Source organism: Caballeronia eucalypticola, from assembly GCF_047608185.1.
Classification (GTDB): Bacteria; Pseudomonadota; Gammaproteobacteria; order Burkholderiales; family Burkholderiaceae; genus Caballeronia.
Genome location: NZ_JBLKRU010000076.1, coordinates 1 through 24,465 on the forward strand (window position 1 = coordinate 1; position 24,465 = coordinate 24,465).

The 24,465-nt window shown below is 56.8% G+C and carries 21 protein-coding genes and 2 pseudogenes; 7 read left to right on the forward strand and 16 right to left on the reverse strand.

Translation table 11 applies throughout. The features are described from left to right. A pseudogene (locus tag ACMX25_RS38665) lies at window positions 1–454 on the reverse strand (transposase); the annotation flags it as partial. Window positions 455–764: 310 nt separating this feature from the next. On the opposite strand from ACMX25_RS38665, the gene ACMX25_RS38670 reads away from it, so the two are divergent. After that, window positions 765–1,223, forward strand: coding sequence for an HAD domain-containing protein (locus ACMX25_RS38670; RefSeq protein WP_414955116.1), 459 nt, complete (start codon window positions 765–767; stop codon window positions 1,221–1,223). Window positions 1,224–1,403: 180 nt separating this feature from the next. Beyond that, window positions 1,404–1,565, forward strand: coding sequence for a hypothetical protein (locus ACMX25_RS38675; protein ID WP_414955117.1), 162 nt, complete (start codon window positions 1,404–1,406; stop codon window positions 1,563–1,565). 44 nt (window positions 1,566–1,609) lie between these two features. Here the strand turns inward: ACMX25_RS38675 and ACMX25_RS38680 are convergent, their stop codons facing one another. From ACMX25_RS38680 to ACMX25_RS38715, 8 genes and pseudogenes are all read right to left on the reverse strand, one after another. Continuing rightward, the gene (locus ACMX25_RS38680; protein WP_414955118.1) at window positions 1,610–1,927 is read right to left on the reverse strand and encodes an MbcA/ParS/Xre antitoxin family protein; all 318 of its coding nucleotides are present in this window, start codon (window positions 1,925–1,927) and stop codon (window positions 1,610–1,612) included. A gap of 441 nt (window positions 1,928–2,368) precedes the next feature. Next, a complete protein-coding gene (locus ACMX25_RS38685) occupies window positions 2,369–2,974 on the reverse strand; it encodes a hypothetical protein (RefSeq protein ID WP_414955119.1) in 606 nt (201 codons plus the stop codon). A 2,137-nt stretch (window positions 2,975–5,111) separates the two neighbouring features. After that, window positions 5,112–5,357 (reverse strand): helix-turn-helix domain-containing protein, encoded by a 246-nt coding sequence (locus ACMX25_RS38690; RefSeq protein ID WP_414955120.1) that lies wholly within the window; start codon window positions 5,355–5,357, stop codon window positions 5,112–5,114. Between the two features lie 95 nt (window positions 5,358–5,452). Next, window positions 5,453–5,752: a hypothetical protein gene (locus ACMX25_RS38695; protein WP_097263088.1), complete on the reverse strand. Its 300-nt coding sequence runs from the start codon at window positions 5,750–5,752 to the stop codon at window positions 5,453–5,455. Window positions 5,753–5,889: 137 nt separating this feature from the next. Beyond that, a complete protein-coding gene (locus ACMX25_RS38700; protein WP_414955121.1) occupies window positions 5,890–6,915 on the reverse strand; it encodes a hypothetical protein in 1,026 nt (341 codons plus the stop codon). A gap of 543 nt (window positions 6,916–7,458) precedes the next feature. Next, window positions 7,459–8,328, reverse strand: coding sequence for an ATP-binding protein (locus ACMX25_RS38705; protein WP_097263092.1), 870 nt, complete (start codon window positions 8,326–8,328; stop codon window positions 7,459–7,461). 133 nt (window positions 8,329–8,461) lie between these two features. Next, window positions 8,462–10,480 (reverse strand): hypothetical protein, encoded by a 2,019-nt coding sequence (locus tag ACMX25_RS38710; protein WP_414955122.1) that lies wholly within the window; start codon window positions 10,478–10,480, stop codon window positions 8,462–8,464. A gap of 1,351 nt (window positions 10,481–11,831) precedes the next feature. Beyond that, window positions 11,832–12,029: pseudogene (locus ACMX25_RS38715) on the reverse strand (transposase); the annotation flags it as partial. Between the two features lie 201 nt (window positions 12,030–12,230). Here ACMX25_RS38715 and ACMX25_RS38720 point away from each other — a divergent pair. Further along, window positions 12,231–13,025, forward strand: a complete 795-nt coding sequence (locus tag ACMX25_RS38720; protein ID WP_414955123.1) for an SDR family NAD(P)-dependent oxidoreductase — start codon at window positions 12,231–12,233, stop codon at window positions 13,023–13,025. A gap of 653 nt (window positions 13,026–13,678) precedes the next feature. Here the strand turns inward: ACMX25_RS38720 and ACMX25_RS38725 are convergent. From ACMX25_RS38725 to ACMX25_RS38755, 7 genes are all read right to left on the reverse strand, one after another. Continuing rightward, complete coding sequence (locus ACMX25_RS38725) at window positions 13,679–15,676, reverse strand: family 2A encapsulin nanocompartment cargo protein cysteine desulfurase (RefSeq protein WP_414955124.1); 1,998 nt, start codon at window positions 15,674–15,676, stop codon at window positions 13,679–13,681. Then, a complete protein-coding gene (locus ACMX25_RS38730) occupies window positions 15,651–16,583 on the reverse strand; it encodes a family 2A encapsulin nanocompartment shell protein (RefSeq protein WP_031363107.1) in 933 nt (310 codons plus the stop codon). Before ACMX25_RS38730 ends, ACMX25_RS38725 begins: the two co-directional genes overlap by 26 nt. A 109-nt stretch (window positions 16,584–16,692) precedes the next feature. After that, window positions 16,693–16,926 (reverse strand): helix-turn-helix domain-containing protein, encoded by a 234-nt coding sequence (locus ACMX25_RS38735; RefSeq protein ID WP_414955125.1) that lies wholly within the window; start codon window positions 16,924–16,926, stop codon window positions 16,693–16,695. Beyond that, the gene (gene epsC / locus ACMX25_RS38740; protein WP_414955126.1) at window positions 16,923–17,852 is read right to left on the reverse strand and encodes a serine O-acetyltransferase EpsC; all 930 of its coding nucleotides are present in this window, start codon (window positions 17,850–17,852) and stop codon (window positions 16,923–16,925) included. The genes ACMX25_RS38735 and epsC overlap by 4 nt, the downstream gene beginning before the upstream one ends. A 48-nt stretch (window positions 17,853–17,900) precedes the next feature. After that, window positions 17,901–18,368 (reverse strand): rhodanese-like domain-containing protein, encoded by a 468-nt coding sequence (locus ACMX25_RS38745; protein ID WP_047845600.1) that lies wholly within the window; start codon window positions 18,366–18,368, stop codon window positions 17,901–17,903. A 278-nt stretch (window positions 18,369–18,646) separates the two neighbouring features. After that, window positions 18,647–18,991, reverse strand: coding sequence for a DUF3088 domain-containing protein (locus ACMX25_RS38750; RefSeq protein WP_414955131.1), 345 nt, complete (start codon window positions 18,989–18,991; stop codon window positions 18,647–18,649). A gap of 94 nt (window positions 18,992–19,085) precedes the next feature. Beyond that, a complete protein-coding gene (locus ACMX25_RS38755) occupies window positions 19,086–20,303 on the reverse strand; it encodes an acyl-CoA dehydrogenase family protein (protein WP_414955127.1) in 1,218 nt (405 codons plus the stop codon). A 451-nt stretch (window positions 20,304–20,754) separates the two neighbouring features. Here ACMX25_RS38755 and ACMX25_RS38760 point away from each other — a divergent pair, with 451 nt between their 5' ends. From ACMX25_RS38760 to groL, 4 genes are all read left to right on the forward strand, one after another. After that, the gene (locus ACMX25_RS38760; protein WP_414955128.1) at window positions 20,755–21,045 is read left to right on the forward strand and encodes a hypothetical protein; all 291 of its coding nucleotides are present in this window, start codon (window positions 20,755–20,757) and stop codon (window positions 21,043–21,045) included. 153 nt (window positions 21,046–21,198) lie between these two features. After that, window positions 21,199–22,557, forward strand: coding sequence for an LLM class flavin-dependent oxidoreductase (locus ACMX25_RS38765; protein WP_414955129.1), 1,359 nt, complete (start codon window positions 21,199–21,201; stop codon window positions 22,555–22,557). 300 nt (window positions 22,558–22,857) lie between these two features. Next, a complete protein-coding gene (locus ACMX25_RS38770) occupies window positions 22,858–23,151 on the forward strand; it encodes a co-chaperone GroES (protein WP_414952559.1) in 294 nt (97 codons plus the stop codon). A gap of 13 nt (window positions 23,152–23,164) precedes the next feature. Continuing rightward, window positions 23,165–24,465 (forward strand): chaperonin GroEL (gene groL / locus ACMX25_RS38775; RefSeq protein ID WP_414955130.1); only part of this gene is annotated, 1,301 nt, incomplete at its 3' end.

The following is a 24,465-nucleotide window of genomic DNA, read 5'->3' on the forward strand; positions in this document are numbered from 1 at the left end:
GGATGCTCCAGGTGCAACTCGTCGATCCGGCGCATGAGCGCCAGATCTGCGGCACTGACCGGGCTCGGCGCATAGTACGCACTGGATCGGCTAATGCCGACCAGCTTGACCTGCCGGGAAACCGGCAAGGGGTGGGCACGATCAATCATTTCTTTGCGCTCAGCAAGCCTGCCTTGCTGAGCGCGCCGGACAAAAAATCATTCTCCAGCGCCAACTGGCCGATCTTTGCGTGAAGCGTCTTCAGATCCACCGGCGGCTCATTGACGGGCACACCCGCCGCGCCGAACACATCGGCCGCTCGTTCTTGCAACTGCCGCTTCCATTCCGTGATCTGGTTCGGATGAACCTCAAACTGCTGCGCCAATTCTGCCAGCGTGCGCTCCCCGCGTACTGCTGCCAGTGCCACCTTCGCCTTGAACGCCGCTGAGTGCGTGCGCCGGGTTCTCTTCGTCATCGTCTGGTTTCCTTTTGTAGGCATTATGCCTATCTCAGAACCCAGCGACTCCACCTAGCCGACTGTCCAGATTTCCGGAGCCACCTCTGTGGACGAGGCATGATGCTTTTCAGTAACGCGGCCGACGGTTAGGCACTATCAAGCTGACGATCGATAATAATCAATTGGCTACGCGCGCGACAAGCTATGTTCCAGTAGAACATTGTCAATAACCAACAGATTGCGGAACAAATTTGACGTCGCGAGCTGTGTTCGAGTCGAACGTCGTCTTCAATTAAATCGTTACGGGAAAAGTTGGCTTCACGACAGCATGAAAACACTCTTTCTGGACATCGACGGCGTACTGCATCCGACCACGGTAGGCGAGCTCGAATACGACGAAGCGGGCCCGAAAGTAACCGGTGCCGGCGTGTGCGCGCTCGAAGCGGAACTCGCGCGGCTCGCTGTCGGGAAAGACGTGGATATCGTCGTCCACAGTACGTGGATCTACATGTTCGATGTAGTCAAGCTGCAGACTGACTACCTGCCGACGCTCGGTGCCGTTGCCCGGATCCGCGCAACCAGGCGGCACATCGAAAGTCGGTCGGCTCGTGTTTTGGACTACGTTCGGCGCATGCGATTGACACCGGACGATTATCTGATTTTGGACGATGCACCCGGAGAATTCGCCGCGGCGCCCGCACTCGTCGCGCGACTCGTTGTCTGTGACCCAGTGCGCGGTATCGATGACCCGGATGTGCTGGCCAAGCTCAAAACATTTCTCGGCTAATTGCGCGTCGCGGTTCGACCACGTGCAAGCGCGAAGGCGGCGAATATGGCTGCGTTCGGCAGGCGTAAGAATCCCGGAGAACGGCGTCGACTGCCGCAAGCGCGAGGCGTGCTGATCATCGCTTTCGAGCACGGCGAGTAGTTGAGCGATAGGACCGTCGAGTAGGTCGAGCCATTCGGCATGCGCGAAAGATTCAACGGGCACCCCGCTTTCGGGGTGCCTTCGAGCGATGTTGGCGCGTGCGATATCGACCACCGGTACGTCACGTCGAATCTTTTCGGCGACCAGCCGATGAAGCGCCAAGCTGCGGGCATCAAGTCGGGCGTGGTCACTGAACTATGACGCTGGCTCTTTACCGCGTTCGCGTTCGGGCATCATCGAGACACTCACGCGTACGCACCGCTTTGCATCATCGCAAGCAGCTGGGAAATCAACGCACGACCTTCGACGGTATCCATGTACTCGACGGGACGCCTGCCACCCAACGCCGGCACTGAGCGTTCCATCCACGCAGCGAGCCATTGCCCCGCTTCAAAACCCTCCGGCTCTCCGGACTCCGTTACCATCTTTTGGACCTGGTGCACGAGATCCGCAAAGCTGTTTTTGTGCACGACTTCTCGGGCGTGCGGCCGTGTGCGGGCGGATGGCTCTGATCGGTCAAGCTGCACGATCTGGTCGACCAGCTTTGTTTTTTTGCGTGTCATGGCAAACTCAAAAAAAACGGGTCGTAGTAAATGTGGCGGACCTAAGCCGACAGCCAAACTTGCCTCGTTCATGCTGACTGACACGTTGATTTTATGCGTGCCCGATCGAGACTTTAAGTTGCAGCGCTGACACAACAAACTCGTTCGTCCCATGCGCGAGAATCGCCGATCATGCAGCGCCGGCAGTAACGCATCATGGTACCCGTGCTCAACGTGCGCGCCGGCCATGTCCGAGTAACGTCCCAATATCACGTTTTGAGGCGAGGCGAGAATGTTAGTCCGTACCGATTCGGCAGAGCGTATGTAATGCGGGTCGAGAGCTTTGCCGAAAAACGCATTAGAGTGAGTTGAAAAAAGCATTTCGGGCGTTCGAAAGCCCCGTCTGGAAGCAGTGCGTTCCAGCACTATGCTGCCGGGGCCACTGCGTCGAGATCGCTAGTTCTAGTCTACAACGCCACAGGCGGTTTCCAGGAAATGCAGCGCTTCACTGAGTGTGTTTTGAACCCAACTGATGAACGCCTCCCAGCCGTCCCACCACGTAAGCGCGGCTCGACCCTTGTCGTCATACCGGGCCTCTGCCGGCGCAACAGCATCAAGCCAGTGGCGCAGTGCGGGACGAAACTCCATAGGTGCTTCGTCAAGATACAGCACCTGTTCGCCGTGCAACTCGCGCCTGGGCACCCCAGCGGCTATGCCCTCGCTCAGCGCGAACGCCGATGCCCAGGTGGCGTGACCTGAGGCACCTTGCGAGCCGCCTCGCCCCCCTCTGCCGGTTCCGACGTCGATCTGTTCGGCCATCCAGTCTAGGAACTGGCGCCACACGGGCCATGTCACCGCCACCCGGCGCAGTTCGTCAAAGCGCAGCGCACACGCAGGAGAACCGTTATGCACAAGATCATCACGCAGCATGAGCCAACGCAATAACGCATCCGACAGCTCCATCGGCGCGCAATGCAGCAAAAGCACCTTTTCGCCAGCCAGCTCGAAAGCCGGTACCCCGAGCGGGAGGCCAGCCTGAAAGGCGCGAAACTTGTCCTGAAATGCCATGTTCTACCCTTTTTAACTGTGCGGGAAACGCCCCTACAGCCAGTCGGACCAATCCCACCCCTACGCGCACACCGCGCCCTCAATTAGAAGCGCATTCGAGCCGCACAACGCGGTACGAAATGGGTCCTGCCACGGCGGTGGAATGTCGCTCGGGCGGATAAGCTCGGGCGCCCATCGCGCTCGCGAAACGGTGCGGCGCTATGTGCCTCCCATCGTACAATCGCCTCCGGCTCCGTCTGATTCGGATCGGTTCGCGGGGTCTCCTGTGGCCGCAGGCGGTTTCCATCCGATTTCACTGCAGGTCCACGTCATCCTTTAAGCGCAGCCGACCAAGTTGTCGCGCGGAATCGTCAGGTAGACGAAGCAGCACGGTCGGTGACTGCTGATGGATCATGTGCACATCGAGCTGGACGCCTTTCAGTTCGAGATAAACCACGTCTGGCTCAAACAAGTGCTTAAAGGTTCGATGAAGGCTCGCCATTTTCACCCGTGTGAAACTTGCTCCAGCTCTTTGTGCTCATACCCTGCTCGCTTGCCTTTGCGTGCATATCTTCGACGGTAACGAGACGTCGAAACGCGCCGATTGCGACCTTAGCGATGATCGAAACCGAATGGAAACCCGACGGAGTTACGTGAGCGATTCCGAGAGCGACCAACCCACGCTTATCCACAGTGCCTCTTGGCAAAAGCGAAGCGAAATGGCGTCGGACCAGGACAGAACGATGTTCGTGAAAAACCTAGATTTTCGTCGGCCGAGTCCATGCGGGCGCCATCTGCCAGCCCGTCTGTCGACATGCCTCCTCTGCTTGGGCGCGCGTGCAAGGCATTTCGAACCAACCAACTACGTCTTCTAAGGCAACGCAGAGTGTCCGCGAATCCGGGTGATAACCCACGTTGACTCTTTCGTCGAAACCGATCGCTACTGTAAACTCCGTGTGTGGATCCGAAATCCAAAGAATTCTGTCGACTTCATCAATGTAAAACGCAACGTTCCGATTGGGCAAAGCAAGCGAAGGTGACCTCGCTTTTCGTTTGGAGCTCATACGGATAGGTAACAGATAGTCAAAGGACCAGCACGACACGATTGTGACTTAAAAACTACTAACTGCGAAGCTGCGCGTTTCCAGTATTCTGCAGATGCCAAAAACCCGCCATGTCGCGCCCCGAGAAAGTGCGAAAAAGTTGCTCGACGAGAACATTGTTTGTTTGTGGCGAGACCGCGGTTGGTCCCAAAAGGAATTACCCGTCCGGAGCGAGCTTGACCGATCGTTTCTTGCTCATGTTGAACCGCAGGAACCATCTCGGTGGCCTCCTCCCGCGAACATTGAAAACCAAGCCGATCCAAGCCCTTAAACCCAGCGCGCCGTCCTAGATGAAGTAGTTGGCCTTGATGTCCACGTTTATTAGCGTCCGAAAACTCATGCCCTACTTGCGGCACGAAACGCTCTGCAGCGCCTCTTCGCGATCGAGCTCGACGTGGAAGTACCGCCCAAGGAGGAACATTGACCATACGGGAATCTATCTTCGGTTTTTTGCCTGGGCGCATCACTCACGTTGGTCCGTGAATACCGGTGACATTTGCTTCAAACGACGCAATCATTGTGACTCAAAAGCCACCAAAAAGGAAGCGGATAACCATCGACAACGCCGTGACTGTTTTCTGAGTCCACGCCGGGCGACCGCTTTCAGATGCGTTACAGACGCGAGTCGTGTGCGGTGTGAGATGGAATGGTCTGGCTAGCCATAACCTCGTGCGCTTCGCATCGGCTGACTGCTACGTAATTGACGCCGCTGGGCCGTGCGCGCTGCTGGCGTTCCGACTGGCCAATAATATGAGATTCAATTTGCGGGGCATGACGTAAAAGGTCTTGGCCGCCAGAGATATTTTGGTGCCTGGATGGGTAAAACATCACCCATTCTCGGGACACAATCGGTCCCGCTAGATAACGTGGCGGTCCGCCAGGCGCTCGATGGCCTGAGCAGTGGTGATCCGCTGTTGCGCCGCTCGGCTCTTCGTGCTGCTGGGGATGCGGTAATCCCGTATGCAGCTCTGCACCCTGCGCGGGCAGCACTTATACCGGACAAGCAAATGAGGTGACCTCGTCTTGGCAATGGCCCGAGCCTGCCCTACAACACGTCACTCTGCCCACAGTTCGGCGTATGGAACTTGCAACGCTGCAGCAAGCCGCTCGAGTGTGTCCATTCCAGCATTTCTCGATTGGCGCTCGAGGTGCGCGATGAACGAGCGGTCGACACCGCTGTGTTTGGCGAGATCGTATTGAGACCAGCCCTTCTCAGCACGAAGTCTGCGAAGATTTTCGGCTAACAGAAACCGGGGCGTTGGTCTGGGCGGTTTGTGAGCGGTACGGGACATCCGCAGCATACTGCGAATATCGCCGCCTGCCGTCAGTAGTCGTTAAGTCACAATTGAAAATTTTCGCAAGTTAGATGCAGGTAGCCGCTCTTTTTGCGCGTGATTTACTGCTCGGTAAACACAAAATCCGACATGACGCGTGGGCCGATCGCCTCCACCAGCTCCATGGCATCCTCAGGCGAACACCGTACCTCCACGACCATCCACGTTGCCAAGGCAAGCGAGCCGGAACGTGCTGCGTAGTCTCCGACGATGCCCTGTTCGAGCAGCATTCTTAGCGTCACCTTCCCTGAAGCGCAGCGAACGCACAGCATCTCACGGTGCCAATCCAGTTCGGCCTCCGCATCTGCGCCGAGGCTGAGGCGAATATTGCGCCTTGTCGGATTTTCGGCAGCTTTGCTCATGGGTCACCTGCTTCGCTGAAGCTTTCGACTGCAGTCAACTGCATGACGTAATTGTGACTCAGCGACCACCAAAAGGAAAGGGCAAATCCGCGGTTCCGCTCTATGAATCCGGCCCGTTAAAATTTAATGTGAGAGCGTCAGGAGTGGCGCCGCGCCTCGGGCTGCAATCTGGCCCATTCTTTCGCCCAGGCCGCAGAGATACCCGGTTTGATGGATGGGAACGACTCAAGCAGATCTTCGACCTGGGGCATCAGCACGATACCCAAATGCCGCAGATAATCGGTTGACCAAGCTACGGCCAGCACCCCGTCTAAGCTAGCCCTACCGGCAATGTGCCGCACGTCAAGCATGCCTTTTAAAGTTGTCAGGTTGATCGCAACAACCAGCGTTCCATACAGGGCAAGATAGCCGGCCCTGCTTGCGCGCTTCATCGTCCTGGTTCCGTGCATGTTGGCATAGTGCCACCCGTGGATGCCCTCCGGTCTGACCGGACGTGAAAGGACCGTGGGACGCCCTAAATGTCCTGTATAAGACTCACAAAGGAGGCGCATCAGCAGATAAGCAGTTTCGTGGGCGTCCCGCCCGCCGACAAGGATGACGTCAGCGTTCCGCGGCTCGACTTCCAGTGGCAAACGAAGATTCGTATCCAATCTCCTGGTAGCATGACGTGCGATGAGCCACCGACGGATTCCCCTCAGCACCGAGAGATAGCACAAGGCTGAGCGCGACCGATAGTATTTCTGATCCTTTGGAGGGGCCGGCTTGATTTGATCAAAATAACGGAAGCGCCGAAATGGGAACTCAGCGATCAGTTCTGAGTGATTTGGCAACGGAAGCGGTGCTGGTCGGAAAGGGATTTCTTGTGGCTCCGGTGGCTGGGGCACGATGCGCTCACACCACGTCAAGCAGTGGCTAATCAGCGGCGGCACACGGCAGAATGGTCCCGGCGGATAGCGTACCTCGCAGACGGCGCCCTGGATCAACAGCGATTGGTATTGCACCCGCCAAGTGCGAAGTCCACTTTCAGTCGCAAGATCGAGTGCAGCAGCACGTACGCTGATGCGTCGAGCCCATTGATCGAACGGTGCGAAGACGGTTGCCATAAACTTGGCGTTGTCCCGCAAGTCTAAAAAGCTGCGCAGATCGGGGGCGATCCCTGCCAAGGGCTGCATGCACCGTGAACAACGCCATGCCCCGCCGGGGAGCACGGCCCGCAATTCGTAACCAGGCGTTTGCGCTCCACAATTTTGGCATTTATCTATCAGGGGTATGTTGTGAATCGGACAGACGCTCAGTAACGGTAACTGGAACCAGAACGAATGATAGTTTGCTTGGGAACAAAGCGGGCAGAGCCAAGTCTTGCCGCGTAGCATGCTAGCCAGACTGCACCGACGCCCGATTATCCGTGCTTCGTCCGGAAGAGGAAAACTGATCCCCGTGGCAATCGTCAGTCTTTGGAACTGCTCGGCATACAAACGCAGACCCGCGAAACCAAGCGGTGCACCCGGGGATATATGGGCTAAGCGCGCTATATCATTTCCGCTTAGTGCGTTGAGCCAGGCAATGCGCCAAAGCGCACTCAGACTGGACTCGTAGGGCAGGCTCCCCAAACCAAGACCAGTCCAACCTGGCGTGCGAGCAGGTAATTTCTTGCTCAATGTCCGCCCCCTGTAGACAAGTGAGCGTCACGCTTTCTAACAGCCGTCCTATCCCGCATCCTTATGGTCATCTCCGTCCTCCTCGTCGTCTTCGTTGCTTCCCAGGTCGTAATCTTGAACGGAGTCGCTGACCGCATCGCTCCACGCGTCGGGCGAGGCAAGGAACTCTGGGCAGTCTTGGTGCGCTTGGTCAAGCATGAATCGTTGGACGACCATCTTCAACAGTCGCGCCTGACAATGGCCCTCCTTGCTCAGCAATTTGGCGCTCTCCAATGCGCTTGTGCAGGCCATCGCCTGAGACTGCAGCCGGAAACCCGCCTCGAACGCTTCGGGAAGAAAAAATTGCGTCCAAGTGATGCCGGAAGTGGTGGGCCAGACTGAGGTGTCAACCATGCCGAAGAGCTCCCGGGTTTCATTGAGACCGTAACCGCCCAGCCACATCCTTTTCATCGCAAATCGGTCTGCAACCGCCGGGCTAGCGCTCCATTTGGCCTCTTCGATCCGTCGATGAAGATAGGGTTCCTCACCGGTCATGAACACCAGTAAATCAGCGTGAATGTCGCGCAGGCCGTTTTGAACGTCCCTGATGAACAAGAAGTCTGCCACGTTTAGGGCTTGTGCCTCATCAACCCACAAAATTACCATACCGCTTGATGAGGTCACCGCAACTTCCTCAAGCCTCCGTCTCACCCGATTTCGCAACTCCCAAGTTTCGCCTGTAGTCTTATCGTGATGTAAGGCCGTCAGGAATTCTTTGAAGAATGCGCGAACAGATGGAACATAGTTGGTTTGCGCGTTGAAGCTCACGCAAGGCAGTTGACTAACGACCTGGGATAACCGGTTGATAGCGAATTCCATAGCGATTGACTTGCCCCTCCCTGTCGATTCCTCAATATAGGCGCTCTGCCTCAGAATCATGCATCTCGATATTTGCTGATAGAGTTGATCAACCGGCCTTGTCCACAAGCAACCGGACAAGGTTTGCCTGAAAATTGGATGATTCAGTATCTGGGACTTTCTCCATTCTGGTGAGTATTCGCTTGACATGATTTCACCTCGATTTTCCAGTTGGTTTGAAAACATCAAAAGGATCGTTACCCTTAGTTACCCTAAATTTATTCGGTTTTGAATCGACGTTCTGACTCCACAATCCAAATGCATCTCCGTGAGGTATTGATGGGGGCTTCGGCCTAGATTTTTTCCGACCTTGCACGGAGACTCCGGCGTTTTCTAGTTGCATGCGTAGTGCTGCATCATCCGGAGTAACGGCTCCCTGGCGATTTTTTGATCTTTGCCGATTCTTCAGCTCTTTGTAGACACCCTGTACAGGATCCGCGAATTTACCAACGTTGGGCTTTCTGTGTATGTACCGCTGTATCGTCATGAAGACCTGCCAACTGATGGCGTAACGACTCCATCGCTTTTCGATCTTCAGCGGCCCGATAAGTCGTTTGTCGCTGAGCAACAGTCCATAAGCGATACGAATATCGCGGCGGCATATCCAGATCCGCAGCGTTTCACCCACCAACCCAAAGTCCTTAGACAGTTCCGGACTGGTATAGCTCGCGTAATTGATGTTCACACTGGGCCGCGTTCCCGTCTCCTTGCTACCATGGATTTTATGATCCTCACAATGCCAGAGGAGCATCAGATTCCGTGGTGACTGCTTTGCGATTGGCAATCTTTGCTCAAGATAGTCACTGTTCTCGCTATCCAAGAGGTGGTTGACTATGTCGACCCTCGTTTTCCCGTAATTTGTCTCACTGCCGTCGCTCGCGTTATGGGCATAAGTACTGGTCACGAAAAGCGCTTTGAGATCTTCAAAATCAATGTCATATTCTTGAGCTTTTTCTTCGGGATGATTTCGTCTGGTATCCTGAGGAGATGAACCGTAAGTGGATCTAAGGCGATGCATGCCCTTAGCGAACTGACCATTTACCCGTTCGATGACCGGATGCTGCCACCAAGCCCTTGGAGAGCAAAATGCCACTGTGCAGCCTAATGCATCGATAGAGTTGTTGACGAAATCGTTTGACGAGTGACACCATGCGTTGTCTACTCCTATGATTGGCCACGCGAGTGCCCTGAGTTTTGGAACGAGGCTCACCATCAGCGACTTCCCGTCAGGCAAAAGTTCCATCACGACTCGGTTTGACGAATGATCCTCTGTCTCAAAAGCGCTGCAAATGGTCTCAAGCGCACAGTCCGTGCTTGGATTGACTTCAAGCGAGACATAGAGGCCCAAAACTGCCGAGGTGCTAGTCTCCGCGAGAATTCCGACGTACCACCGGCGCATAGGAATCGCATGATCGAGGCCCCTTGAATCCTTTACATGGATCACCCCTGCGGCGTCCTGCATTAGATAGTCCAATTGGACTTCGACTAGAGGATCCAGTCCTTCGATCAAAGACGTAACGCCACGTCCAATCTTCGCTTTCCAGCCAACCTCCTTCCCCTTTCTAGCACGCAACCATCTTTCCGGATGTTCCCTGACGAGGGCGTTGCAATACGTCCGCAGGGACTTGTATCCCTCGTTACCGGTGTTGAGCGGCCAGTCGGAATCCGAGAATTTCAGATCTTTCCTGAGCATGTTCGTAAATTGTTTCCAAAGGTCAACAAACGTGATGTACGCCTCCCGATATCCGTGATCGTCGTCGTTGACCAGAAACCGCCTGTCGATGAAGCGTCGTACTTGCGGATAGTCATGAAAAAGTTTGCCTAGCGCTCCCGCTGCACCGGCCGAGCCGGAGAACGGATCCGGCTCAACGGGCTTCACCCTGACGTATCGCCTGATTCTCCTGTGAGGAATCAAAGCAAAAAATCCAACGATTTGACCGGGTGATGATTCTGCGATGCACCGGCGTATCTGACGTATCACTTCGGACTTGAATACGCCGGTTTCGTTGAAGATGGCCTGATACCTCGCGCCGCTTAGGCGCATCTGGATTGCGGTTTTCAGGCGATAGAACCGCGCCGGATCGTCGAAGGCACATTCCTCAGGGCACGGCCACTTTGAGGTGTCGCGCAGTTCCTCGGGCACGATCAATTTGCCACCGGGCAGCGAACTCATGTCGGCCTCCCGATCACCGTCGAGAGGGATAGCCGTTTATTTTCTAGATCGGAGATCACCCTGCGCATTGCAAGGGCATGTCCGACTTCAGCTGCCATCAGGCCATAGTCAGCCCCGCCAGCGAACACGAGGTTCCGCATGGTCGTCGCGGAATGCCAGTCCAACTGCGCGTGCATGATCCGTCGCTCTTGCAACGTAGAAAGCCCTCGTGCCGCCGCCATAAAGGCGCGCAAGCGGATCCAATTAGAGATCAGGATTTTCTTGTTCTCTAGACCCTCGGCCGACTTCCAGATGACTGCCTCATTCCAGTTCTTGAACGAAATCGCCTGATCCTTTGGCTGTTCCCACGCAAAGACCCATGTCTGTCCCGATAAAACATTTGCGCGGCCTGCCTCATCCGGCCGGAGCGGTTTTCATATAACCGAATTGGCTCATACCGCGCGATATCCGGATCGCACTCGCACAGAAGCGTATGACAGAAAGCCGGAATGCCAAGCAGGACCAATTTCTTCCGATTTTTCGGCGCATAGAACGCAAATGCTATTGCAAGTCCTTTCTCTTTTTTTCTAACAGCTTCGGAAGCGTTAAACCAATCGTCTAGATCTGCGAAATCAGGAAAATTAGACATGAGAATCCCTTTCCGCCACGCCGACCTTATTACGCTAGGCCGACAAGGGCGAAAAAAGCCCTTGACTTCGGTCAAGACGTCAACCAAAATCAAACTGGGCAAATTGATAGGAACCACGCGCTGGGGCGCTGTGGATAAACTTAAGTAGATACCGTCGCTAGTTGTCCTCCTTTGCTGAAGCCGCTTTCGCGCTCGAACGCGAAAGCGGCTTTGTTGTATTTCGAGTCTCTCTTTCCCGTTTTAGGCAGCAATCGATCTTTCGTAAAGGGATTTTGGTATTTCAATCTTTTCATATTATAAACCGCTGACTTAGAGTCAAGTTTCGCGTGTCAAAAAAATATTCTTTTTTGGTACGCGAGTAATATGTAAATACCAATTCTTAGTGAAACGGTTGTTTTTTTAATATTTTAATTCGATATCCTTTTTCCGAAATATTGAAACCTGAGAAAGTATGCCAATTAGGTAAGAAAATTGAAAATCGCTGACAAGTAGCTTGATTTAGGTTTTTGAAAGGATGGCGATGACCAGACGCCTAACGATGAGAACACTAAAGTACCTACCTTTTCAGCGGATCGGGATAGCTAGGAAAGGAGCAGTGGGCACCCCGGCAGCTCTCACCCGCTTGACTGACGCCACTTGATGACAAATTAGCTAGCCGATCAATGACATTCAAGGACTGACCTTAACATCGCGGTAGTGGTAAGACTTTTAGGTTCACGGACTCTCGGTGCGGCGCTTCGCAAGAACGGGTTTGATACCCCGATCGCGCAATTTCTGCCGGCGTGCTTCGGAGTCCTATCCGCGGTCAGCTCAGACGACTTGAGGCTTTTGCAAAGGGCGACCGCGGATACCACGGACGGGTGGAATCGCGTCAATGAGCGGCAACAATTGTGTGACGTCATGGCGATGTGCGCCGGTCAAGTCCAGACCGCCAGACTCGGCCGACATGCGTCTCAATTGGCTGATGTCCGACTCTAGTTCCGAGCTTTCGTCGCTGCCAGACGGACGGCAAACAAGGCTACTTATTCCTTTTGCGAATTAATGTTATGGCAGATTAACCAATTATCACTGGTTCCGACATCACTCACAATTCAGTCTTTCCACAAGTGAAGGAATGGTGTCATGAATATCGATCTCACTGGCCGCAAGGCCGTCGTTACTGGGTCCACGGCCGGTATCGGCCGAGCCATTGCAGAAGGACTGGGGCGCGCAGGCGCCGCGGTCGTGATCAACGGCCGCACGGAGAAGCGCGTCTCCACGGCGCTTCGAGAGCTTCGCGAACTCCTGCCAAAGGCAGAGTTTACAGGCGTCATCGCAGATCTCGCGACCCCGAAAGGCGCCGCGGACCTGTTCGCGCAGGCGCCGGATGCGGACATTCTCGTCAACAATGTGGGTACCGGGCGTCCGAAGTCCTTCTTCGAAATTGAGGACAGCGAGTGGGTCGGTCTCTTCGAACTTAACGTCATGAGCGGCATTCGCGCGTCCCGCCACTATGTGCCAAACATGACGAAGCGAGGCTGGGGGCGCGTCGTCTTCATCAGTAGCGAATCCGCGCTTGCCATCCCCAAGGACATGATCGACTACGCTACGACCAAGACCGCTCAGCTCGCCATTGCGCGGGGCTTGGCCGAGGTGGTCGGCGGAACCGGCGTCACCGTTAATTCGGTTCTCCCTGGTCCGACGAATTCGGAGATCATGGGTGGATGGGCGCAGGCGAACGCCGATGCGCAAGGCATTACGCGTGAGGAAGCCGAGCAGCAGTTCCTGAAAACGAATCGCCCGACCACACTCCTTAATCGCTTCGCGACAACCGAAGAAGTCGCCAACCTAGTCGTCTACGTCTGCTCTGAGCAAGCGTCGGCGACAACAGGCTCTTCCTTGCGTGTCGACGGCGGTGTCGTTCGGACAATTGCATAGGGCGCCCGATTCTTCACTCGCTCAACGCGGCCTCGGGACGGGCCAAGCCATCGGCGCCTTCCCGGAGTAGACAACAGCCCAACTCAAATATGCACCTGCATTCGTACGCGCATTTCCACTCAGGGCATCAGTCAGGAAGCTCTCAGAATCTATGCGTTCTAGACTTTGGCGCCATGGGACAAGCTGGGGCGATGGCATTTGCCGACATTGCCAGGTTGGCAATACGCCTATTTGCCCGGATGTACTGCGCGATGCCGGCGCGCTTGATCCGGACCGGGTCGACGGCTATATGGTGAGCATTGGTCAAGCGCCATTTAACTGCATTATTGGGAAGTATCTACGGGGCAGGCGGGGCGACGGATAGCCGCGCAGAAATGCCCCGACGGGTCCACTTTCGTCTGGAGGATCAGATCAACGCTTGGCAAAGTCCCCATGATGAAAACTCAGAACAGCTTGAGACTTAGGTTGCTCAACATTCTTAAGAGCCGCATCACGACGTTCGCTTGAACGCACTACTGTTTTGCGCCCAAGCGAAACGAATCGATATCTCACACCTCGGGATACAAGCTATATACCCGAACGATTGAACAGAACGTCGCACGGCACGCGCTCAATTGAGGCCCACGGAGGCAGTGCACACCCAACTCGCTGCGCTAACGCCGCGACGATAACCGGCGTACCACAGAAACCATCTGATCGACTTCATCGAAGGTGTTGTAAAAAGCCAGCGACGGCCGCACGGTCGCCTCAACGCCAAAGCGCCGCAGAATCGGTTGTGCGCAGTGATGCCCCGAGCGCACGGCAATGCCCTCTTCGTTCAATGCCTGCCCGACCTCTTCCGTCTCGTAGCCTTTCAGCACGAACGACAACACGCTGGCTTTATCCTTCGCTGTACCAATCAACCGTACACCCGGCACCGGCTGCAACACGCTCGTTGCGTAGGCCAGCAGATCGTGTTCATAACGGCCGATATTCTCAATACCCACACGCGTTACATAGTCGATCGCGGCGCCGAGACCGACTGCATCGGCAATGTTGCCCGTGCCCGCCTCAAAGCGACTCGGCGGTGCCTGGAAGACGGTCTTCTCGAACGTCACGTCCGCGATCATGTTGCCGCCGCCCTGCCATGGCGGCATGTCTTCGAGCAGATCGCGCTTGCCGTAGACCACGCCAATACCCGTGGGACCGAACAGCTTGTGGCCCGAGAACACGAAGAAATCAGCGTCGATCTCCTGCACGTTCACCCGCATGTGCGAAACCGATTGCGCGCCATCGACCACCGCGCAAGCGCCGGCGCGATGCGCCATCGCCACGATTTCCTGCACCGGCACAACCGTACCCAACGCGTTCGATACCTGCGTGACCGAGACAATCTTCGTGCGGCTGTTGAGCAGCTTCTGATACTCGTCGAGTCGAACCTGACCCGAGTCATCGACAGGAATCACGCGCAGCGTCGCGCCCTTTTGTGCGGCGAGTTGTTGCCAAGGCACGATGTTCGCGTGGTGCTCAAGGTGCGACACAATGATCTCGTCGCCCTCCCCGACGTTTTGCACGCCCCAGGTCTTCGCGATCAGGTTGATGCCTTCCGTCGTGCCGCGCACAAAGATGATTTCTTCCGGCGACGCTGCGCCAATGAAACGCCGCACCGTATCGCGCGCGCCTTCGTATGCATCGGTCGCGCGTCCTGCCAATGCATGCGCGGCACGGTGAATGTTCGAATTCTCATGCGCGTAGAAATACGACAACCGGTCGATGACCGACTGCGGCTTCTGCGTGGTCGCCGCGTTATCGAACCACACGAGCTGACGGCCATTTACGCGCTCTTGCAGAATCGGAAAGTCACGCCGGATAGCGTTGACATCGAAGGGTGGATGCGCAGAACCAGTCCTTGGCACGCGCTCGTTTGAACGCGGCGTACGAGCGTTATCGAGGAAATAAAATGAACTGTTGCGACCAGGCTCAGCGCCCTTCGATACTGAAGGCTCGCGGCCGTTAAATGAGCGCAGGTTATCCAATGACGGCAGGCCGAACGATTCAGCCGTTGGCACATCGTGACTTGGCAACGGCAGCTCGCGGCTCGCGCCGGTTGACCAGCCCGCGCCCCGCAGGAAATAAAACGGCGATTGATCTTGTTGCCCGGCATCAGGCACGCCAACACCCAGCGCCGCGCCACCGAAGCGCGGTTCCAGCGCAGGGGCGGCACTCGTCACGGAATCAGGTACGTTGTTTTGCGCGACAGCATGCGGAGCCAGCGCGGGTACGCGATTGCCCAAAGACAAGACGTGCGTAGGCGACGACGGCAGCAGGTTGGCCCCTGCCACCTTGCCTTGCGGAAGACTCAGGCCTGGCACACCGGTCCCTGCACCGCCCGGGCCCGCAAACGGCGACCCAGGGGGCGCCGGATTGTTCGCGGATGCCAATACGGGCGCGGCCACCGGCAACCCCGCTGAGAGCGATTCCCCACTGCCACTGCCACGATTCGCAAGCGATGGCAACCCACTACCAGCACTTCCCGGCGCGACTGAAAAGAGAGCATTTGCGAGACGCGACAACGTGGCGACGTCCGGCAGGCCCGCGGGCGCTGCGCCCGTCGGAACATCGGGAAGCGATGCGCTGCTCACTGGATTACTTGTAGGTGTCAGGGTAGTCATGGTACTTGGCGATCTCCACGTCATCCAGAACCGCCAGTGCGTCCGGCGAGTGCACTGCGAGCGAGCAATACAACGAGATCAGGTACGAAGCGATCGCGTGATTGTTGATGCCCATGAAGCGCACCGACAGTCCCGGTCCCTGCTCGCCTGCCACGCCCGGCTGGAACAAACCGACCACGCCTTGACGCTTGTCGCCCACGCGCAGCAGCAGGATCTTGGTCTTCCCATCGGCTACTGGCACCTTGTCCGATGGGATCAACGGAATACCCCGCCACGTGAGGAACTGGGAACCAAACAGGCTCACGGTCGGCGGCGGCACGCCGCGACGCGTGCACTCGCGCCCGAAAGCCGCGATAGCCAGCGGATGCGTCAGGAAAAAGGCAGGCTCTTTCCAGACACGCGTCAGTAGTTCATCGAGGTCATCAGGAGTCGGCGCGCCAGTCAGCGGAAACACGCGCTGTTCTTCGGCAACATTAGCCAGCAGACCGTAATCGGGATTATTGATGAGCTGGCTTTCCTGTAATTCCTTGATCGTTTCGATCGTCAGGCGCAGCTGTTCCTTGATCTGATCGTGCGGACTACTATAGAGATCCGACACGCGGGTCTGCACGTCGAGGACGGTGCTGACGGCGTTAAGAAAGTACTCGCGGGGGTTTTCATCGTAGGGAACGAAAGTGCGGGGCAGTTCGCTTTCGTCTTCACGTTGTGTGCAAGCCGCCTTCACTTCCTCCGGATTTTTGACCTGGTTCAACCGGTAGATACCGGCTTCAACAGGCACCCATTGCAGCAAATGAGTGAGCCAGCGAGGGGTGATGGTAGAAAGCTGGGGAACCGTCTTGGTTGCATTGGCTAGTTGCCGTGCTGCGTTATCGCCGAGCGCCGTCTGGCCGCCCACATTTGCCGTCATGTGATGCTCCGAAGTCTATAGAAGGAAAGCGGGATTACTTATCAGAAAATGGATTATCGAGGCCACTGTGGCTTCCATCAACCGGCTATAGACCACATTTCGGCAAATATTATGGTGTGGTTGCGGATTGATTTTCGCGCATCAGCAAATTTTCCATGGGCATGTCAAAAGCACTCGCTAGCTTCTCGACCGTTAATATCGACGCGGTCACCTCACCCCGTTCAATCTCGCCCACATACGAACGGTGGAGGCCCGCTCGTTGGGCGAGCTGTTCTTGTGACCAGCATTTAGCATCACGTAAATGTCTGATGTTTTCGCCAAAGACCCGTATTAAGTCAGTCATGAGGTCAGCTGGGAGCTTTGGGGCTGGAGGGCATCGCTGCGCGATACGGCCTGCGTGATATTCGCACACGGCTCAACGTCATGCGTGAGCCACACGTTACCGCCGATCACGGCGCCGCGGCCGAGCGTAACGCGCCCGAGAATCGTCGCACCCGCATAGATCACAACCTCGTCTTCCACAATAGGATGCCGGGCGAGCCCTTTCTCCAGATGCCCTTCGTGGTTGCGAGGAAATCGCTTGGCGCCGAGCGTCACAGCCTGATAAACCCGCACGCGCTCGCCAATGATCGTTGTCTCGCCAATGACCACGCCCGTCCCGTGATCGATAAAAAACCCCGAGCCGATCTGCGCACCCGGATGGATGTCGATACCTGTTTCGGCATGCGCCAACTCCGAGACGATGCGCGCCAGCAACCGCAGGTCAAGACGGTACAACTCGTGCGCAAGCCGATGATGGATCATCGCCAGGATGCCGGGATAACACAGCAGCACCTCGTCGACGCTTCCTGCTGCAGGGTCCCCATGAAAGGCCGCGAGCACGTCGCTGTCTAGCAGTGCCCGAATGTCCGGCAGTCTTGCGGCGAACGCGCGAACGGCCGTGCCGGCGCGCGCCTCTATACCCCCGTCGTCGCGCGGCAAATGGCGAGCCCGATACTGCAGTTCCAGTTGCGCTTGGGCGAACAGGCCATGCAGTGCCGAATCAAGCGCATGGCCGACGAAGAAATTTTCGCTCTCCTGACGCAGATCGTGTGGGCCTAGCCGCATGGGGAACAGCACACCCTTGAGCGTTTTGATAATGTTCGCAAGCGCTTCTCGCGCCGGCAGTTCGCGACCGCCCGGCTCCTGCGATCGCCCCTGCTTCGCGCGCCATTGCTGGCGGACCGTCTGGAGCGATTGGACGATGTCGTCGATGTCGAATGCAGCCACAGTCGGAGATCCTTCGGCTTGTTGCCAGGAGTGGAAACGCGGGTTCTCTCAGTCTTGCACCCAAGGCAGGCCAAGGTAACGCCAGCCGCCGAGGGTGCCGCGTCGCTGCTGTTCATCGAGCTGGCCTTCAAAGCCCTCCAGCACGTTGAACGCTTGTGCAAAGCCAGCTTTCGTTGCGGCCTCGGCGGCCAGTGCAGATCGGTTGCCGCTGCGGCACAGCAGCAGCACAACAGCTTCCTTGCTCGTTTTCGCCTCGAGTTCACGCACAAACCTCGGGTTGCGCGTCAGGCTTGTGCCCGTCGCCCAAGGCACATGAACGCTGCCCGGTACATAACCCACGAACTTGCGCTCCTCGGCCGTGCGTACATCGACAATGACTGCGTCGCCCGACTCCACCAAAGCCAAGGCCTCTTGCGGCGAAACCCCACCGGCGTAAGGCAATGCAGCGGCCACAGCCGCATCCCGCGCCGCATTCAGAACTGCGTGCTTTACCCGTTCTTCCAATTCGACCGTCATACAATCTCCTTGCGATTCCGTTTAGTACACGTCATGGCCAACAGTTTTCAGAGGAAACGCAACCGTCTATAGCCATCAATTGCCACTATGCGAGAACAGGAAGGAAATTCGAACCAACAAAAACTTATTTCTAAAGAAGAACTTGCAGATAGTCGCGCTGCGACAAATCTCTTGAATTCCGCAGACGGTTTCTTGTCTGGCGCGACAACCGAAAGCAACGGGGTCCAGCCTTCCTGGACCAGTTCAAAAACCGGGGCCTTTCTTTGGCAACGGTCCGGTCAATGCACCTTTGGAAAACCATGACGCTCGGCAAGCAGATCCAGGATTCGACGCGTGTCGGTCACGAAGTGTTTGTCGCCGAGCGTATGTGCGCCGGCGGGCACCGGATGTTCGTCTCCCAGAATCAGCACGGGCAAGCTCTGGTGCTCCTCATCCAGGGCAGCGATGACGGCCTCACGCGGGCGCGCAAATGGCAGACGGTGAATATCAAGGCGCGAGGTCTTTGCCGGATCGCTGGCCAGCAGGCCTTCAATAGGTGCGCCATCCGGGCAGATAAAACGCTCACCCGGATATTTTGGATCGGTGAAACCCGGCTCAAGCAGCAGTAAAAGGTCTTGGCTCACGATTTGGAAATCCTTGAAGAAGAATGCCGGCTGAGAGACGAATGGAACCATCCTCGTGCCCTTGGCGGAGCGTTGGAAATCACTTAGAACACCTTCAGAACACGCGGCCTTCGGTCAGATGCGTGGTGTCGCTGTTTAACTGATAACCGCCGATCACTCGCGCTTTGTGCAACAACGGGTTGTGGCTGAAGATCGTGCGCAAGTTGCGCCAGTGACGATCGAAATTGTGCACACGCGATGTGGCGGAAGCGCCGCCTGCCTCAAACAAGCGCTCGCCCGCATGCAACGCCAGCTTGCTAACCACCAGCTGTGTCTTGGCCGTGGCCAACGCACCTTGCAATACCAGTTCTTCAGCGTTGTCAGCTTGGGCGCGGATGGCATTAGCCGACCGATCCAGCACGCGTGCATTCTGCTCGACCAGCGCATCAATCGCGTGACTGTGAGCCGCAAGATCGCCAACCACTTGCTGGACGAAATGATCCTCTCGCGCAGATGCCGCCGGGCTGTGCAGCACCGGGCGTCCATGCTTGAGCACATAGTTCTCAGCATCCGCAAGAATATTGCGGACAATGCCCGCAGCCACTGCAACGAGGTGCAGTTGACGCAATGCGCCGCCATGGCGTCCTGCCAGGGTCGAAGCGCCTCTTGGCACGACTTCGTTCGCGTGGACTTGTACGTTGTCGAGGACCAGGCTGCCACTGGCGGTCATCCTCTGGCCCATGCCATCCCAGTCATCCAGTATCTGGACGCCCGCTCGGGTGACCGGAATGATAGCGACCACGTTGTTGTTGTTTTCATCTTGCACGTTGATACGTGCATAGTCGGAAAATGCTGTTCCGGTCGAGTAGTATTTCTTTCCCGTGACACGATAGTCGTCGCCATCGCGCCGCAGGATCGTGCCTATTTCACCGGGCCGCGATGTGCCCCGCTCGGTCGACGCACCGCCGAATATTGCACCGTCCAGCAAGCGCTGGATCTGAGTGTCGTTGAACGCTGCACGCGGCGATAACAGGAGCGACTCGGTCAGGTCGAAATGGATACGCAGCGCATGGGCTATGTTCGATTCCTCCGCAGCGAGGGTCGCGATCACCTGGAACAACTCCGGCAATGAGCCGCCCAGTCCGCCCCATTCGACTGGCAATCGCAGCAAGCCAAGACCGGACTTGCGAAACAACGCAAAACCATCGAACGGCAATTCACGTCGTGCCTCGCGCGCCGCGGCGTCCCGGCCTAGCTCCTTCGCCAACGCTGGCAACGCGGCAAGCGCCGCATCCAGCTGTGACGTCGCGGTAATTTCAGATGGTGCATTCATGCTTGTTATTTCCTTTTAATAGCGTAAAGCGCAGGGCTCCTTGAACCAGGGCATCGTCCGTGGCGAATCGATAATTGAGCCGCATACGGATCGGCGAACATCTGGTTGAGCTTTACGATCTGCGAATCGCTTTGGTGAAGATCCCTCTGTTCGCCCGGTGCGATACCTGGCGATTTACTTAAGCGATACCTGAGCAGCACAATAATGTAGTCGCGGGCTCGCGGTATTGCTCTATCGATTTCATCTTTCTATATGTGCGCTGCTGCAAAGATGGACGGTAAGCGGGCACCGTTCGAACTGGCTGACCGATCTGCGGTTGATGATAAAGATTCCTTCATTACTTCGTTGAGGCGGCGGCCTAGAGCCCGTACCTAACTCAGACTATTCGACCGCGTGTACACGGTCACTGGACCCGAATTTCCTAGGCAATACCTTCGATCCGATGGTCGGTGTGCAACGTCTCTACTGGTCGCACAACTTCAAGGCAGGCGTACCGTTTTCGAACGCAACACACTATCAAAGCCCGGAGGTCGACCGGCTGCTGGAAACCCCGGCGGTGGAAAACGATCCGCATAAAAGAGTGGATTACTTCAGGCAGTTTCAACAGATCGTAGGTCGCGATTTGCCGATCATCGACCTCGTCACATTGAAGCAGGTGACTATCTATAACAAACGTGTGCACAACCATACGCTGACCGCCGACGGCCTGAGCGGCAACCTCGCGGATGTATTTGTGGCGTGACGATAGGATTTGCCGGGGCTTATGGAGCGGTTAGCGATCCATTAGCCGTTGCGCCGAATATGCAAAGCAAAAATTGTTGATTGTTGAAAACGTGTCAACGCCCAAGAATATGCATCCCCCTATCCGCACGACCCAACGACGTGGAGCAAACAAATGAGCAAGGCCAAGCGGCAAATCAAGCTAGGTGCTTTCCTGATGGAGACAGGGCACCATATTGCTGCCTGGCGTCATCCTGATACGCATTTGACTGGCGGGCTCGATTTCTCGCACTACGCTGAACTCGCGCAGATCGCCGAGCGTGCGAAATTCGATGCGGTGTTTTTCGCGGACAGCGTAGGTATCCGTGACACGAATCTCGCCTCGCTCTCGCGCACGGCCCGCGCTGACCACTTCGAACCGCTAACCCTGCTGGCTGCCTTGTCGGTGGTCACGAAAAACATCGGCTTGATTGCGACCGTTTCCACCACGTTCAATGAGCCGTTCAACGTCGCGCGCAAGTTCGCATCTCTCGACCACTTGAGCGGCGGCCGCTCGGGCTGGAACCTGGTTACATCGAGCAGCGAAACGGAAGCACTGAACTTCGGCTTCGAGCAACACCCGGCACACGCAGTTCGCTATGAGCGCGCACGCGAGTTCTATGACGTCGTCGCAGGTCTCTGGGACAGTTGGGAAGACGACGCTTTCATTCGCGACCGTGACAGCGGCGTGTATTTCGATGCCGACAAGCTCCATACGCTCGACCATCGCGGCAAGCATTTCAAAGTGCGTGGCCCGCTCAACGTCGCCCGCTCGCCGCAGGGTTGGCCCGTGGTCGTGCAAGCGGGGGCATCGGATTCCGGCCGCGAGCTTGCCGCGCAAACCGCGGAGGTGATCTTCGTTGCGCACCAGACCCTGGACGAAGCCAAGGCATTCTATGGGGACGTGAAGGGACGGCTCGCCAAATACGGCCGGCAGCCCGACGATCTCAAGATCATGCCGGGTATCTTCCCGGTGATCGGCAGGACCCACGACGAGGCACGCGCGAAGTTCGACGCGCTACAGGACCTTATTCATCCCGATGTCGGCCTCGCCTTGCTGTCGAAAATGACCGGTGGCGTGGATTTGTCGAAGTATCCCATCGACGGGCCGTTGCCCGACCTGCCGGAAACGAATGGCGGCAAGAGCCGGCAGCAATTGCTGTTCGATCTGGCGCGCCGCGAGAACCTGAGCATTCGCGACCTCTACCTGCGCATAGCGGGAGCCCGCGGACATCAACAGGTCGTGGGGACACCGGAGAGTATTGCCGATCAATTACAGCAATGGTTTGAGGAAGAAGGCGCGGACGGTTTCAATATCATGTCGCCATGGTTGCCTGGCGGGCTGACCGAGTTCGCCGGGCTGGTGGTGCCGGAATTACAACGGCGCGGACTGTTTCGCACCGGGTATGAAGGCGCGACGCTGCGTGAGAACCTGGGGCTTTCACGTCCCGAGAATCGCTACGCTCAGGCTAGTCGCAAACGCGCGGCGAGTTGACCCGTCTGCGCAAAGGCCGCTTGCCGGTGGCTGCGTTGCAAGAGCAACCACACCGGCTGTCAATCGGGAACCAACCCAGTACTACTGAGCATATCCGAAACGTCGTGCGCCGAAGCAGCTTCGTAGAATCGCTCCGAAGCATTGCTCACACGCCCACGATTGGTCGCTCGCCAAATGCCAAACCCCGATAACGTTTCACGTATTCGTTATTGGATCGAGCCACCGCAGATTCTTATACTCGATTCTTGTTAGCACCCAACTTAGAGGAGTGCTAGTCATCCACCACAATGGAATCCAACCATGAGCCTACGTCCGCTACACGACCGCGTCATCATCAAGCGTCTCGACCAGGAAACAAAAACCGCATCGGGCATTGTGATTCCCGAAAGCGCCGCTGAAAAACCGGACCAGGGCGAAGTCATTGCCGTCGGCCCCGGTAAGCGTGATAGCGATGGCAAGCGCATCGTACCCGACCTGAAGGTCGGCGAGCGCGTGCTGTTCGGCAAATACTCGGGCCAGCAGGTCAAGGTCGACGGCAACGAACTGCTCGTGCTGCGCGAAGAAGATATTGTCGCCGTAGTCACCCAACAATAACGGAGCTTCAGAAATGGCAGCCAAAGAAATTGTCTTTAGCGACACCGCGCGTTCGAAGCTGGTCGAAGGCGTCAACATCCTCGCCAATGCAGTGAAGGTAACGCTTGGGCCCAAAGGCCGCAACGTCGTGCTGGAGCGCAGCTTCGGCTCCCCGATCGTGACGAAGGACGGCGTATCGGTCGCGAAGGAAATCGAGCTGGCCGACAAGCTGCAAAACATCGGTGCGCAACTGGTGAAGGAAGTCGCGTCGCGTACCAGCGACGACGCTGGCGACGGCACCACCACGGCCACCGTGCTGGCACAAGCGATCGTAAGAGAAGGGCTGAAATACGTGGCTGCGGGTCTCAATCCGCTGGACTTGAAGCGCGGCATCGACAAGGCAGTCATCGCCGCTGTTGAAGAACTAAAAAAGATCAGCAAGCCCACCACGACCAGCAAGGAAATCGCGCAAGTCGCGACCATCTCGGCGAATGGCGAGGAATCGATCGGTCAGCGGATCGCCGAAGCGATCGACCGTGTGGGCAAGGAAGGCGTGATTACGGTCGAGGACGGCAAGTCGCTCGACGACGAACTCGATGTGGTTGAAGGGCTGCAGTTCGATCGCGGTTACCTGTCGCCCTATTTCATCAACGATCAGGACAAGCAGGTCGCCGTCCTGGATGATCCGTTTGTGCTGCTGCACGACAAGAAGGTATCGAATATTCGCGATCTGCTGCCGGTGCTGGAGTTGGTGGCGAAGGCGGGACGACCGCTGCTGATCATCGCGGAAGACGTCGAAGGCGAAGCGCTCGCGACGCTGGTCGTGAACAACATCCGTGGCATCCTGAAGACGGTGGCAGTCAAAGCGCCGGGCTTTGGCGATCGTCGCAAGGCGCTGCTCGAAGACATCGCGATCCTGACTGGCGGACAAGTCATTGCTGAAGAAACCGGTCTTACGCTGGAAAAGGCGACGTTGGCGGAATTGGGCCAGGCCAAGCGCATTGAAGTAGGCAAGGAAAACACCATCGTTATCGACGGTGCCGGGGACACGAAGAATATTCAGGCACGCGTCAAGCAGATCCGCGTCCAGATCGAAGAGGCAAGCTCCGACTACGACCGCGAAAAGCTGCAGGAACGCGTGGCGAAACTGGCGGGCGGCGTCGCGGTGATCAAGGTGGGTGGTGCGACCGAGATCGAGGTCAAGGAGAAGAAGGACCGCGTTGACGATGCGTTGCACGCAACGCGTGCGGCCGTCGAAGAAGGCATTGTGCCGGGCGGCGGCGTTGCATTGATTCGCGTCAAGCAAGCGATCAGCGGCCTGAAAGGCGCTAACGC

Excerpts from the sequence above, each read along its gene's own strand:
- ACMX25_RS38670 (WP_414955116.1), top strand. The coding sequence starts at position 765 with ATGAAAACACTCTTTCTGGACATCGACGGCGTACTGCATCCGACCACG.
- ACMX25_RS38695 (WP_097263088.1), bottom strand. The coding sequence starts at position 5,752 with ATGAGCAAAGCTGCCGAAAATCCGACAAGGCGCAATATTCGCCTCAGC.
- ACMX25_RS38690 (WP_414955120.1), bottom strand. The coding sequence starts at position 5,357 with ATGCTGCGGATGTCCCGTACCGCTCACAAACCGCCCAGACCAACGCCC.
- ACMX25_RS38735 (WP_414955125.1), bottom strand. The coding sequence starts at position 16,926 with ATGACTGACTTAATACGGGTCTTTGGCGAAAACATCAGACATTTACGT.
- ACMX25_RS38725 (WP_414955124.1), bottom strand. The coding sequence starts at position 15,676 with ATGACTACCCTGACACCTACAAGTAATCCAGTGAGCAGCGCATCGCTT.
- ACMX25_RS38765 (WP_414955129.1), top strand. The coding sequence starts at position 21,199 with ATGAGCAAGGCCAAGCGGCAAATCAAGCTAGGTGCTTTCCTGATGGAG.
- ACMX25_RS38705 (WP_097263092.1), bottom strand. The coding sequence starts at position 8,328 with ATGATTCTGAGGCAGAGCGCCTATATTGAGGAATCGACAGGGAGGGGC.
- ACMX25_RS38745 (WP_047845600.1), bottom strand. The coding sequence starts at position 18,368 with ATGACGGTCGAATTGGAAGAACGGGTAAAGCACGCAGTTCTGAATGCG.
- ACMX25_RS38675 (WP_414955117.1), top strand. The coding sequence starts at position 1,404 with ATGCGCGAAAGATTCAACGGGCACCCCGCTTTCGGGGTGCCTTCGAGC.
- ACMX25_RS38685 (WP_414955119.1), bottom strand. The coding sequence starts at position 2,974 with ATGGCATTTCAGGACAAGTTTCGCGCCTTTCAGGCTGGCCTCCCGCTC.
- ACMX25_RS38755 (WP_414955127.1), bottom strand. The coding sequence starts at position 20,303 with ATGAATGCACCATCTGAAATTACCGCGACGTCACAGCTGGATGCGGCG.
- ACMX25_RS38770 (WP_414952559.1), top strand. The coding sequence starts at position 22,858 with ATGAGCCTACGTCCGCTACACGACCGCGTCATCATCAAGCGTCTCGAC.
- ACMX25_RS38720 (WP_414955123.1), top strand. The coding sequence starts at position 12,231 with ATGAATATCGATCTCACTGGCCGCAAGGCCGTCGTTACTGGGTCCACG.
- ACMX25_RS38680 (WP_414955118.1), bottom strand. The coding sequence starts at position 1,927 with ATGACACGCAAAAAAACAAAGCTGGTCGACCAGATCGTGCAGCTTGAC.
- ACMX25_RS38730 (WP_031363107.1), bottom strand. The coding sequence starts at position 16,583 with ATGACGGCAAATGTGGGCGGCCAGACGGCGCTCGGCGATAACGCAGCA.
- ACMX25_RS38710 (WP_414955122.1), bottom strand. The coding sequence starts at position 10,480 with ATGAGTTCGCTGCCCGGTGGCAAATTGATCGTGCCCGAGGAACTGCGC.